We start from the raw sequence: 13534 nt of genomic DNA on the forward strand, positions 1-13534 counted from the left end.
CCGAAAATGTTCCCGACATTTTCGGCATTCCCTCCATCCGTGGAGGTCAGATGATTTCGCAGAGCCCACATGGATGATGAGATGGACACCTCTTGTGAAGTCGGCGTCAAAAGCGCCATATTGAATTTACAAGGTTCAATGTCAACAAAAGGTGTCCACTATGAAAGTTACTCTAATTGGTATCGATTTGGCAAAAAATGTTCTTCAGGTTTGCGGTGTCAATCAAGTCGGTAAAACGCTCTTTAATCGCACCGTTAAACGCACTCAACTGTTGAAAACGCTCGTTCAGTATCCAGATGCAGTGATTGCCATGGAAGCCTGTAGTGGCTCAAATTATTGGGGCCGAGAGCTGTTGTCGCGTGGATTTGAGGTAAAACTTATCCCACCACAGCATGTGAAGCCCTTCGTGAAAGGCAATAAAAATGACCGCAATGATGCCTTTGCAATCTGTGAGGCTGCGATGCGCCCCAACATTATCTTCGTTAAGCCAAGAACCTTAGCGCAGGTCGATATCATTATTTCCCATCGAATTCGCGAGCGTCGTATTCGTGTCAGAACCGCGTTGACCAATCAAATACGTGGATTGTTGAGTGAATACGGCATTGTTATTCCCAAAGGCCGCGACCCGCTCAACCTTGCTCTACCTGAGTTACTCGAAGATGCCGATAACTCACTAACCACCACCGCCCGCAGGTATATCAGAGAGTTACTTGATGAGCTATATGCCATCAATGCTTCGATTAAAGCACTGGAAAAAGAGATTCGACTACAGGCAAGAAATCATGAAGATACCAAGCGGTTAACCGCCATACGAGGTGTCGCTGAAATTATTGCTACGGCGTCGGTATCGTTCGCTGGTGATGGTTCTGGGTATCAAAATGGGCGACATTTCTCGGCAAATTTGGGGCTGGTACCGAAAGAATTCTCAAGTGGTGGAAAACAGAAATTAGGAGCTATCACCAAGCGGGGAAACAGCTATCTAAGACGACAGCTGATTCAAGGTGCTTGGTCTGTCATACGCTATGCAAAGAATAATGACGACAGGTTATCTGTCTGGGCAAGAAAGGTCATTGAACGAAGAGGCAAACAGAAAGCGGCGGTAGCTGTGGCCAACAAACTCGCCAGGATAATTTGGGCGATGCTTTACTACAAAACGGAGTACAGACCTAGCTAAACAACAAGAACAATTACATACCCTAAAAACCGAACACAATTAATGAAGTAACAGGTAATACCGGCCTTCGTAAATGCTGAGAGAGCACAAGGTGTTGTAACACCGAACGGACGATAAGCAGCGAAGGCGCGGTTCTCATTAAGGCCAGAGCACAATGATGCTCACAAACAGGTCGGATATACGTACGCAGTATTACTTTCTGTTACTCACAAAATGTTTGATCTATCCGAGGTGTCCATATATGTGCTTGCGGCGAGCCAAAATAGTGTTTGCACATACGTCGTTCCTTCACTTCCCTGTGATCACGACATTCGTACTTCCATGTACAGCACCCGCTGGGCAGGCGATAGATTGCCATGAAGGTACGACCTTCAAATCTCCAGCAAATACAAATGTGGCCAAAATCTCCTTCCCAATCGGCAACATTGCAGCCAAGTCGAAGAGACGTTGGATACCGAGTGTAGATGCATCTGCGGACGGCGATGATAAGCGGCAAATCCCTCGCCGCGTATTGCGGCAAAAAAAATCCCCCAGGGTGGTGGGGGATTTGGGTGCCATTGAATCTAGGCAAAGGGAGCGCCTCTAACCTGATGAGCGTCTTGCCATCGAGCTAAAGGCCAAGGTTAACCATTAATGGAATTTTCTGCGGATGGCCAATGGGAGGAGCAGCAAGACCAGGTACCCCAGGCTACCGCCACCTGAACTCTCTTCTTTGATATCGATTGAGAGGTTTGCGCTAATGCTCAGTCCCATGGTGTCGGTAGCCGTTACCACTACGCTTGATTTACCTGTGACCTTGCTGCTACCGCTGAGTTGGCCTTGTGCACTCAGACTGATACCCGATGGTAGGCCAATGGCTGAGAAGCTAAGGGTATGACCATCTGCATCGGCAAATGCGCTGGCTAAATCGCGAGAGACGGCTTCGCCAGCTTTGAGTGACACCGCACCTAGGCCAGAAGCTGTTGGGGCTGAATTCACCTGGACGGTAGCAGACACAGAGGCCTTGGCACCTAAGGTGTCTGTAACTGTGGCGAGTACCTGATGTTCACCTGCCTGGGTGAGTTGCCCGTAAGCCATGCCGAGGGCATTCACCTCAAGCGCCGAGCCTTCATCCTTTGTAAAGCTGAAGTCTTGGCCCTCTGAATCGCTTACCGCATCGGCGAGGTTAAAGGTGATGTTCTCTCCTGGATTGATCCAATAGGTGTCTATGGCTTCAACGACTGGTGCCCTGTTAGCCAAGAAAGGCAAGCTTATGCTGAGTGTCATGTCATTACTGTCGGTCACCAGGATATCGAGTTCACCCGAGTCATGGCTTGTCGTGTCATAGGTGAGCACGCCCGACTCAGTTAGTTCGGCGTCAGAAGGTAGGTTGGCAGAACTAAAGATGAGTTGATCATCATTGTCGGCGTCAAATACAAACTCGCTGATATTACGTTCGACTTTCTCACCTTCATTCGCTAGTAGGGGCAAGAGCGCAGAGGTCAAAACGGGGCTGGTCGCGAGATCGGCACGCATTAGTATGTTGGTGGAGTAATTAATGTTCGCGTTAAAGATCAGGTTTTGTTTTACCGAGTCGCCATAGGCTATCTTGCTGGTATTTAAGCCTGACACACCTAAATCCTCAGCCATGATGCTCTCTAGCTTTTTCCAGGCGCCGCTTTGTCTGTCGATAGCATAGCTGTTCAGACTATTATAATTGGCGTTTACGACGTAATCTTCAGATATGAAGGTTAAGTCATTGGAATAAAGCCCTGAAACAAAAGAGGTCGACATAAATGACAGGCTGAGATCGTAATTGATCTTATAACTCGATACTGCGGAGTCGTTTATAAAATAGATGTTCTTGCCGTTTGTGATGATCACTGCGTCGTTGGGGACCGAACCCGAAAGATCTATGCCATCTCCAAGATCGACGTCCTTGTTAGCAACATCGACATCGACGAAATAGAATTTAGCGTTTTCTCTGTCCCAGACATAGGGTTTTCCGTCGACGAAGCCTATGCTCCTATAGTAGTAATAAGTGTTAAAGAGGGCTGAGTCTAAGGTGTCGATAAAGGTTGGATTATTGTCCGCATCCAGGCTAAAAAATGCATAGCCGCCATCTTGTGACAGAAATGCCGCGACTCCACTGCTCGGGTCAAACTGGGCAGAATTGTTGTTACTTTGGTAGTAAAATGGATTTCCCGATACGGTCAGTGGTTTCACCTCTGTCGAAATGACCCCTTTATCATCGAGCTTAAGGGCCATAAAGCGGTCATTTTGCGAACTCGGTGTAAAGTTAAAATATCTCCCCGCGAGGAGTATGTTATTGCCTTTAACGACGACCCTATCTATGAAAGGCGATGCATTAATATCGAAACCCAATTGTTCCCATGTCTTAGAATAGAGTGGGGTTTGAGCGCTTGCGTCGGCGAGCATTGAATAGATGCCTTGTCTATCAATAGCAACAATGATATCGAGTGACTCGATAAAGGCGATTTGGGTTCTTGAATTACCAAATATTGGCATATTTTGTTGACCATCGGCGAGGGTATCTTTTTTGACAAAGTCATAAGCCGTGGAGCTGTTGGCAAAGAGTTCGGCCTTTTCATTCATCATTCTCCAGCCGAGTCCATCTGCGATTGCCAGTTGATTCAAATAGACACTGGTGGTGACTGTGTCTTCCAGTGAAAAAGAGGGTGAAGTACCGCCATTAAAGCGATAAATTTTGGCAAGATTATTACTTTGCTGAACAAATAACTTGCCGTCAATTAACCTGACTGACTTACTGCTTACATAGGTATTGAAAGTATTGTAGGTAGAATCACTGTAGCTGGTCGTTAACGTGTTATTGGTTTCATCTAAGTGGTAGACGTTAATATTACCACTCTCAGTGATAAATATATTCTTGGTATTAGGATCAAATTGGATGTAATCAATATTTTGGTAGGTGCCGCTCAGTGGGAGTCGGGCAATTTCGGTTGCCGATCCATTTATTGAGTCGATTTTGAGTGCAATTAATGCCGAGGTCGAGTCATAGGGGCTGCCTTGGCCAAAAATGAGCAAAGTCTGGTTGGCTTCATCATATTCAACTCCTTCCACTCTTGAGGGGAGTTTATCGCTTTTGACCAGTATTAAAGGGCTAAGCTCGCCAGTCACTTTATCTCTCTTCGCAATAGATAGATTTCTTTGATAGCTACTCCACATAAAGAGATAGTTTCCATCGTCAGAGATCTGGCTCTGGGTACCATAATCGATAGACTGAGTCCCTATGCTGGTATAGGTAAACTTGGTTTCCCACTCTTTATTCTCAGAATCTAAGCTCATCACCTCGATCTGATAGATATTGTCTTTTCTTTTCTTTAAATACATAAACTTAGCATCAGGACTCAAAGAGATATTGTCGCGGTTGCTATAGTAGTCCTCTTCACCGATGCTTTGCTTACCCATATAGCTTATGGTGTTGTCATCCTTTGCAAAAAAAGTATGCAAGTAATGATCGTCTATGCCTACTGCTAGCTTATTCGATGCATAGAATTGATAAATGTCATGAATATGACCTTCATTAACTATGCCTGTATTTTCAACGGCCAGTGCATGCTGCATATTTTCGGTGATAGCCGCCGTTTGAGCTTCGCTATAGACAACGCCGTAAGATTGAAATGAAGACAGTAGGCCGAGAGCAGCCAACCAACAGAGAGGTTTAGTGGTGATCATATGGGGCAACATCCATTTAAAGTAAAAATTCCTAAAGCACACCCAAAGTCATTGTGCTATTTATTCGCCGCTTATATTAGCGTTAGCGATTATTTTGAGCATTTCGCTTTATTGAATTAGTTGAGGAAATGAACAGAATAATTGAGCGAGAAAAATACAGGCTTATAAACAAAAGTGCAACATTTTTAATTAAACTTGTTAACTTTAGTATTAGCTTAATTGTATTCGAAGGTGAGTTCGATATGTGCCAAATGCCCTTGTTGCTGGATCTGCAATCGAACTTATTAAATTATCATCGCTCTGGTTGGTTGAATTTTGTACACGCCAAAGAGGGATAGAAATTTATAAGTAATAAGGAAAGTCGAGAAAGTCTGAAAGGTGTGAAAACTAAACATTGGAGAGCATTCAATCCTTCACCACCTGAGTGGTAAACCTCTGCAGCGTGATGGTGTCACGCCAATAATCTTGGGGCCAGCCGCCTTTCTGTTTGAGGGCGGCGACGAAGTCCTTGGGATCTGGCAGGCTCTGCCATACCGAGGGCAGAAACAGGGCGCGGTGGTGGCCATCATCCATGAGTAGGCCGTCGATGTTGGGACGCAGGCTGGAGCGCAAGGCCGCTTCCCCCTGGTTTACCATAGGCGTAAGCGGCGAGAGGATAGAGATATCTAAGGTGAGCGACTCGCGCTCTTCACTCCGCAGTGGGGCGAAGCGGCGATCCTTAAAGGCGGCGCCATAGGCGTTTTCGCAGGCGCACAGCCACAGGGGCTCACAGGCATCTACCCGGCCGATACAGCCCCTGAGTTCACCGGAAGAGTGTAGGGTGACGAAACAGGCGGCGGGGGTGAGCAGGGCCTCACTCTCGGGAGCCTCTGGTAGCGTCAATCCACCCTGTGTTAACCCGGCATCTATCACCTGCCACACTAGATCCAGCAGGCAGGCCTTGTCGCTGGCGGTCAGTTCAATAGAGGGCGAAGCTGGCATAGCCGACCACCTCCTCATCATCCCTCGGGCGGCGGGCCTGGGCGCGCGCGGTCACGTCACCCGAGTTGGTGTGGGTGACGCATTTTATCTGCCAATTCATTAGCTTGGCATAGGCCAGCAGACCGTTGAGGGCATGACAGCCACAGGCCTGTTCCGGTGCCAGGTGTGGGTCGAGCGCCAGTATGTGGCTGCGGGTATCTGTGTCTATCCGGTTGGCATCCAGATAGGGGTGATAGTGGCTGAGATCGCTGCTGACGACGATCAGGGTATCGCTATCGGCGACCGCCTGGATCAGCTGGCACACGGCTTCTGGGCTGGCGCCGCCCACCACCACGGGCAGCAGGATGAAGTCGTCCAGACAGAATTGCAGTAGCGGCAGTTCCACCTCCAGGGCGTGTTCTCTCTGATGGGCCATGTCGGAGGCGATGGCGAGACGCCGGTTGAGCAGCAGCTCTATGCCTACTCTGTCGATGGGGATCTCACCCAAGGGGGTGATGAAACTGTCGCTGCGGGGCAGGGCGCAGCCGTTGAGGCCCACATAGTGGCTGGGGCCCAGCAGGACGACGCGTCGATAGCCGTCTGGGTGGTTGCGCAGCAGGTTTACGGCCTTGGCGGCCACCTCGCCGGAATAGAGATAGCCCGCATGGGGCAGGATGAGGGCCTTAGGGATAATGTGAACGCTGGGGGCCTCGCCGAAATAGTGGATAAGTTGCTGGGTGAGTAGTCCTGGTTCTGCCGGATAGAATCGCCCGGCGACGGCGGCTTGTCGGTACTTCATCTCTCTCCCCTAGCAGGGCGTCAACTATACTTTCAGTGTAGGTCAACGACAGGCAAACTCCCATGTTAACTGCACCACCGGCATACTTTCCGACCCAATATTGGCATGCCCTGGATGACGGGCGGGTGTGCTGCGACGTCTGCCCGCGCAAGTGCACATTGCGCGAGGGTAAACGCGGCGCCTGCTTCGTGCGCATGCACCATCAAGGCGAGATAGTGCTGACCAGCTATGGTCGCTCCTCGGGTTTCTGTATCGACCCTATCGAGAAGAAGCCGCTAAACCATTTCTACCCCGGCTCAAGCGTGCTGAGTTTCGGCACCGCCGGGTGCAACCTGAGCTGTCTCTTCTGTCAAAACTGGGACATGAGTAAGTCGCGCCAGATGGATACCCTGTGTGACAGCGCCATGCCAGACGAGCTGGCGGCCACCGCCCGTCGCCATGGCTGCAAGAGCATCGCCTTTACCTATAACGATCCTGTGGTGTTTATGGAATACGCCATCGATGCCGCCCAGGCGGCCCATGAACTTGGGCTAAAGAGCGTGGCGGTGAGCGCGGGCTATATCTGTGAGGCGCCGAGGATTGAGTTTTATCGGTATATGGACGCGGCCAATATCGACCTTAAGGCCTTTAGCGAGTCGTTTTATCACAAGATCTGTCACGGCCAGCTGCAACCTGTGCTCGAGACCTTGCTCTATCTCAAGCATGAGACCCAGGTATGGTTTGAGATAACTACATTGTTGATCCCCGGCGAGAACGACAGCGATGAGGAGCTCAATGCCATGTGTCAGTGGCTGGTGGAAAACCTGGGGCCAGATGTGCCGCTACATTTCAGCGCCTTTCACCCCGACTTTAAGCTGCTGGACAGGCCGCCGACACCGCTAAGCACGCTGCAACGGGCGCGGCGTATCGCCCTCAATCACGGCCTGCATTATGTCTATTGCGGCAATGTGCATGACCCAGATTCCGACGCCACTTACTGCGCCAGCTGTCACAAACGCCTGATCGAGCGTGACTGGTATCAGCTCGGGCAATATGCGCTGGATGAGCAGGGTACCTGCCGATACTGCGGCGCGCCGCTGCCGGGACGCTTTGCCAGGGTGCGGGAGGATTTCGGTGCACGGCGGATCGCGGTGCGGATCCATCGCGACTGAGGTGAATGGTTGAGATGATGCTTGCGGCTCAGATAGGGCTTAGGGCTCAGATGGGGCTAAGGGCTTTCGCGCCACGCCGCGAATCGTCGGTCTGGCCAGGGGCATCGCCTTACGCATGCTCTCTCGGGTGATCGACTCTATCTCGAAGCCCGCGCTACGGATCTGCGCCTCCGTCTCGCGGTTGAGGTGGCAATTGCCGGCGATACGGCGCCAGATGAAGTTGAGTCTGTCTTGCCAGCGACGCCTGCGAGTGCCCTTTTCTGCCGCGACATGCTCGAGAAACAGCAGGCGACCGCCGGGTTTGAGTACCCGCCAGATCTCCGCCAGGGTCCCGGGCAGGTCATGGACTGTGCAGCACACCAGGGAGACAAACACCCAGTCGAAGCTCGAATCCTCACTGTCGATGGACTCTGCCGGGCAGTCCAGCAGGGTGATATGGCTATCTGGTAGCTCGGCGACGGCCTTCTCCAAGAGGCGCATCATGTCGATGTCGGGCTCGGTCAGCACCAGCTCCAGATCTGCGCCTTTCGGATAGAGGGGCAGGCTGGCTCCGGTACCGGCGCCAATTTCCAGCACCCGGCCGCTGACCTGGCTAAGTAAGTTACGGCGCCAGTCGATGAGACAGGCCTGCTCGGGCCCGCGCATGAAGCTGTCGTAACAGTAGGCGATGATACGTGACATATCGGCCTCCCGTTCACACGCCGCGCCCATAGGCTCACGGCGGCATATGATGAATGGCTTATTTAAGTATGGGCGTTAGCGGCGAAAAGGGACACCCGCGCCGCTTTGCTTAGGGAGAGGTTTGTTGCCTAGTAGCGTCTAATTGTTAGCTCTCGCTGGAGGAGATCAGTATGTCGAACCTGGGGTTGCTTCTCAGGTTGCTGAAGTCGTCCTCGTTGGCGGCCACCTCCTTGAAGGAGACGCTGTTTTCTATAGCCTGCTCAAGATCCGACAGGGCGCGCTCCTCCTGGCCCAGACAGGCGAAGGCGCAGGCGCGCTGATAGAGGGCGTGCGCGTTGCTGCCGTCGACCTCAAGCACCCGGTTACATAGGCTCAGCGCCCAGTTAAACTCGCGCATCTCCATGGCGGCATCGGCCTTGTAGGTCATCGCCTCGAGGTCTCCCGGGCGTATGGTGAGGATCTCGTTATAGACGGCGATCTTCTGCTCTGGGGTCTGGGCACTTTGGGCGTGTAGCCAGAGGGTGTGGATCTCGTTGATGATCTCGATCTCGCGGTTGTTCTTGGTGATGATGCGGCTCTTACGCTTAAGGTCTTGCTCCAGTACCTTAAACTTCTCCTCGTATTGCTCTGTGATGGATTGCAGCTGCTCGGCCGCCAACTTGGCGGTGTTGGTCTTGATCTCTCTAAGCGACTGCCAGCCGATGAAGGCGATCAAGGATGCGACACCCGCGATGATGTAGAAGAAGTAGGTTACCGTCACGTTGGCATAGTTCAGCGACTTGTCGGCCACCGCCAGCTCACGGTCGGTGATCTCCACCGTCAGGCGGCGCTCGAGATCTTGCTGCTCCATCCTCAATGCCTTGAGTTCATCCAGTATGTAACGCTCCACCAGGGGACGGTCGAGGATAGGCGTCTGGGAGTGGGGCAAGGCCTCTTGTTGGGTTAAGGGCACTTGTTGCTTAGCCGCAGGTTCTTGTTTAGCCGCAGGCGCTTGAGCGGCGGCGAGATGGAAGGCGGGGGCGAGGAGTAACAGCAGGCAAACGGTCAACGAACGTAACATAACAGAGTCCTTTGGCAGTAATCATATCTAATCCGGCACTTAGGCCGCGCTACCACACTAACAAGATATCGATGGCTATGCGAATCTGTAGCCGAATTAGTTGCCGAACTTAGTGGAGAATTAGTTGGTGACTTAGTTGGTGACTTAGCTGGTGAATTAGCTGGTGAATTAGCTGGTGAATTAGCCGCTGAGCGACTCGATGAGTTAGCCACCGAATTTGCTGATGACTGTTGATGTTGACCGCCGAGAGGAGGAGAGAGGAGAGAGGAGAGAGGAGAGAGGAGATTCGGTGTTGGGGAAATAGGATGAGCTAAAAAAACCGGCAAACGTCCCTGTTGCCGGTGGTTGGTTAAACGACTGCGTTAGTCACCACTCGCCATTAGCGCTGGCGGCGTCTAAGGCCTGAGAGACCAAGCAGTAGCAGGGTGAAGTAACCTAGGCTGCCGCCGCCACTCGATTCACTCGGTGGCTCGACAGGTACTATCGGCGCCGCTGTCACAGTGACGGTAAATTGCGTCTCTGTGCTGAGTTCCCCGTCGCTGGCCGAGATGACAATTGGGTATTCGCCGCTGGCGGTAAAGTTCATCTCAAGCTGAGTACCATCTAAGGTTATCCCTTCGACACCCGTCGCCGATAGCGTGAGGGTATCGCCCTCGGCGTCGCTAAAGACCTGGCTGAGATCTAGGCTGACCACTGCGCTGCCCTGTTCGCTTAGCTGGGTCTGAAGGTCGGCAATCGGATTGGCCAGCACGGGCGCGGTGTTTTGCGGCACCTCAACCGGCTCTAGGCCTTTTACCTTGATCAGGGTGGCGCCTATGTTGCGCTTAAGCTCGCTTGTGGTGCCCATCTCGAGCAGGCCATAGTAGGTCTCGCCGGCTTCAAGCGGCTGCAGACTCAGGCTGTCATCCAGATAGCCGTTGACCGACAGGCTCACGTCGAAGCGCTCATCCTGTGCTACCTGACTTGGCGCCGTGATGTCGAAACTCGCCTGATTGCTGTAGTTCACATGGGTGATCTCCAAGGTCACCTCGTCGGCTTCATCCTCGACCCTGCCCTCATAGTTGTGGGCAAATATCCAATAGTTGCCGGTTGGCGGGTTTTCCAGGATGCAGCGCTCCTTAGAGTCTACCTCGCCGCTCAGACAGAGCAGTGAATAGTACATCTCATAGGCATCAGGCATGCCGTCACCGTTCTCATCTATGCCGACATAGAGATCCATGTCGGGTGAGGTGGTGTCGGTTATCTCTACGACCAGGCGTTTGGTGTAGGGCTTGACCACGGTCGGCACGCTGAAGATCACCTCAGGATTCGAGTGCGGGCTGCCACGCTCGGCATCGTTAGAGGAGCCAATCGCGCTGCCAGTGAAGGACTGCGCCTTATACAGGCCGAAGCCCTTGACCTGGAGTGCATTACTGCCCGAGGTGAAGATATCTTCGATCACCAGCTGGTTGTCGACATTGTTCATCTCGGCGCTGACTTCCTCGGCCACCTGGCCGGCCTTGAAGCCTATGGTGGCCTGCAGGTGGGTGTCGCTCATGCTGGTATCGGCATTGTTAAGCTTGATGTAGCCGTGCACCCACTCATCCACCAGGTTAATGTTGGCGGTCGCCTTGATGGTGAGCACCTGAGATTCCCCCGCGTTGAGGGAGAAGCTCGATGGGGTCACCTCCAGGGTGAAGCCTGGATTGAGATATTCATACTCGGCGCTCCAGCTGCTGGCCTGGGTCGCGGTGACGGTGCGGGTCCAGCTGCAGTTGGAGATACACTGGTTTTGCACCATGGAGCTGGTGTTGAGCGCACTGGGATCGCCGCCCATCTCAGGATTAGCCGCCAGATATCCAGCCTTGTCGATATCCAGCAGCAGGCCTGCCTTTAATGCCTGGTTGATACGCAGGCTGCCCGCGCCCTGGTCGAAGAAGTCGGAGCGTTCTAGGGTGCCATCATAGTCATCGTCCTTGTAGGTGGTCTGATGGGCGGTGCTCATGAAGGCCGATTGCGCCTGAGCCGGTGTCCAGTCTGGATGCGCGGCCTTAAGCAGGGCATAGGCGCCGGTCACATGGGGCGTGGCCATAGAGGTGCCGGACAAGCTGGCGAATGGAATATGGCCAATCTGCCCCTCGAACAGCCTGTCTTCGGCGTTGGCGGCGTAGATATCGACCCCGGGCGCGGCGATATCTGGCGAGAAGATGTTGGGATAGGGCAGGTTAGGCCCGCGAGAGGTGAAGACCCCGGCGATATCACCCAGGCTGGCGTTTCTGGTGGTTTCTGAGGCTTCAATTGTCGCCTGGTGACCTTCACCGCTGGCCAGCCACTGGGTCAGACGCTCGCCATCGGCGGCATTAAGCTGAATGGCAGGCAGAACATGGTTGTCATTGTGCAGCGAATCTACACCATCAGGCATGTTTATCAAGATCATGCCGCCGGCGCCGCCTTCTTTAACATTGATCCCCTTGCGCACCCGCGCGTTGGTTCCGCGTTCACAGACGACGATCTCACCATCGAAGCTGCCAGCCTCGAAAGGGTCGGTGCACTGGGCGTTGTCGGAATTGACGCTGGCCGCCAGAACCACCTTGCCGCTCACCCCTTTGGTCACGCCAAAGCCCATCATGTCGGCGGGTGGCGTCTCGCCGCCATTCATGTTGGTGAGGGATTTCTGTTTAAACTCGAGATCGTGGGTGTAGGCGGCGACCGTCGTCACCCAGGGGGCGTTTCCCGGCGAACCTATTGTGCTGGCGCTTGGGCCCGCATTACCCGCGGCCACCGCCACATGAATACCCGCCTCGCGGGCGTTGAGGAAGGCTTCGGCGTCGATGGAGGACCAAGGGTCTTTGGCCGAGCCGCCCACAGAGTAGTTGAGCACCTGTACCCCGTTTTCTATGGCATGTTCAATCGCCTTGAGGGTAAATTCCGGATAACAGGAGCCGGCATCGTCACACACTTGGTAAGAAACCAAGTTGGCATGGGGAGCTACGCCGCTGATGGCGTCAAATTCGAAGGCGCTCTTTTCGGCGATGATAGTGCCATCCTCCTCCTGCACCTGCAGATAGAAGTTGACGTCGTGCAGTATATTGCCCGACGCGGTAGAGGCCACGTGGGAGCCGTGTCCGTTGAAGTCATAGCCCACCTTGACCTTGTTGGCGAGATCCTCATAGGCGGGATCGTCCAGGCTGTCGGCCGTGTCCTGACGATATTGGATAAGCTCGGGATAGCTGATGATGCCTATGAGTTTGCCGTTACAAAACTGACTGTACTGCTGGCAATCCCCCAGGTACTGGCCGTCGCCTAGGGGGTTCTTGTGCTGGTAGCCATCGGCGCCCACCTCAGCAAAGGAGGGGTGATTGGCGTTGATCCCTGTGTCCATCACGCCAACGATAACCCCTTCCCCCTTAGTAGCCTCGACGATTTCATCGCCCTGCCAGACCTGCTTGGCGCCGATAAATTCGGGCCCGGTGGAGGTTTGAATAAAGTGCAGGCCTATGGGCTCGACACTCAAAACCTCAGGGTCTTTGGCTATGATGTCGGCCTCACCCGGCTTAAGCTTTACCGCCATGGCGTTGACGATCAGCTGGTATTCCTGGGTCGGGGTCAGAATACGTTTGAGTTTGCCGTTTAGTCTCTGCTTGATCTTGGCTTGCTGCTGTTTCAGGTAGCCTCTGTATTGCAGGCTGGCCTTAGACTGGCTGTTCAGCAGACCAGATGCCTGCTTGTTTGACTGGTTGACTTGAATATTGGTGGCGGCAAAGCCCGCCAGCGAGCCATCATAGCTGGCGACCGGGGCTTCCTTGAAGCGGACGAAGTACATGCCGTCGCTGCGTTGTTTATCGGCGCGTTCGAGTTTGAGTTTTTCTTGGCCGGGAATAATGGTTTGCAGTGGCTTGGTATCATCGCTAAAGCTTGCGGCGCCAGGGTTGGCATAGCAAGCGCTGGCGATGGCAACCGAGAGTGCACTCAGTAACAAATTTCTACGACTTGATTTCATTTGAATACCTTAATAGTGGCGAGAAGCGGGATAG

General features: G+C 53.1%; 8 protein-coding genes. 2 read left to right on the top strand and 6 right to left on the bottom strand.

The annotated features are described in order from the left end of the window. Window positions 1–160: 160 nt before the first annotated feature. Window positions 161–1174: an IS110-like element ISSlo1 family transposase gene (locus tag SHEW_RS04775; RefSeq protein ID WP_011864733.1), complete on the top strand. Its 1014-nt coding sequence runs from the start codon at window positions 161–163 to the stop codon at window positions 1172–1174. A gap of 630 nt (window positions 1175–1804) precedes the next feature. Here the strand turns inward: SHEW_RS04775 and SHEW_RS04780 are convergent. The 3 genes from SHEW_RS04780 to amrB all read right to left on the bottom strand — a co-directional run bounded on the left by SHEW_RS04780 (window position 1805) and on the right by amrB (window position 6629). After that, window positions 1805–4870, bottom strand: a complete 3066-nt coding sequence (locus tag SHEW_RS04780; RefSeq protein WP_041406438.1) for a putative Ig domain-containing protein — start codon at window positions 4868–4870, stop codon at window positions 1805–1807. Between the two features lie 405 nt (window positions 4871–5275). Beyond that, window positions 5276–5851 carry an AmmeMemoRadiSam system protein A gene (amrA, locus tag SHEW_RS04785; RefSeq protein WP_011864735.1) on the bottom strand — a complete coding sequence of 192 codons (576 nt, stop codon included), beginning with the start codon at window positions 5849–5851 and terminating at the stop codon, window positions 5276–5278. Continuing rightward, on the bottom strand, window positions 5829–6629 hold the full coding sequence (amrB, locus tag SHEW_RS04790; RefSeq protein WP_011864736.1) for an AmmeMemoRadiSam system protein B: 801 nt from the start codon (window positions 6627–6629) through the stop codon (window positions 5829–5831). The genes amrA and amrB overlap by 23 nt, the downstream gene beginning before the upstream one ends. 62 nt (window positions 6630–6691) lie before the next feature. Here amrB and amrS point away from each other — a divergent pair, with 62 nt between their 5' ends. Next, window positions 6692–7780 (top strand): AmmeMemoRadiSam system radical SAM enzyme, encoded by a 1089-nt coding sequence (gene amrS / locus SHEW_RS04795; protein WP_011864737.1) that lies wholly within the window; start codon window positions 6692–6694, stop codon window positions 7778–7780. A gap of 39 nt (window positions 7781–7819) precedes the next feature. Here the strand turns inward: amrS and SHEW_RS04800 are convergent, their stop codons facing one another. The 3 genes from SHEW_RS04800 to SHEW_RS04810 form a co-directional block, all read right to left on the bottom strand. Next, entirely contained in the window at window positions 7820–8461 is a 642-nt protein-coding gene (locus tag SHEW_RS04800) for a class I SAM-dependent methyltransferase (RefSeq protein ID WP_041406441.1), read from the bottom strand. Between the two features lie 145 nt (window positions 8462–8606). After that, complete coding sequence (locus SHEW_RS04805; RefSeq protein ID WP_011864739.1) at window positions 8607–9521, bottom strand: tetratricopeptide repeat protein; 915 nt, start codon at window positions 9519–9521, stop codon at window positions 8607–8609. A 379-nt stretch (window positions 9522–9900) separates the two neighbouring features. Beyond that, the gene (locus tag SHEW_RS04810) at window positions 9901–13500 is read right to left on the bottom strand and encodes a S8 family serine peptidase (protein WP_011864740.1); all 3600 of its coding nucleotides are present in this window, start codon (window positions 13498–13500) and stop codon (window positions 9901–9903) included. Window positions 13501–13534: the final 34 nt, after the last annotated feature.

Origin of the sequence: Shewanella loihica PV-4, from assembly GCF_000016065.1 — a bacterium.
Lineage (GTDB): Bacteria > Pseudomonadota > Gammaproteobacteria > Enterobacterales > Shewanellaceae > Shewanella > Shewanella loihica.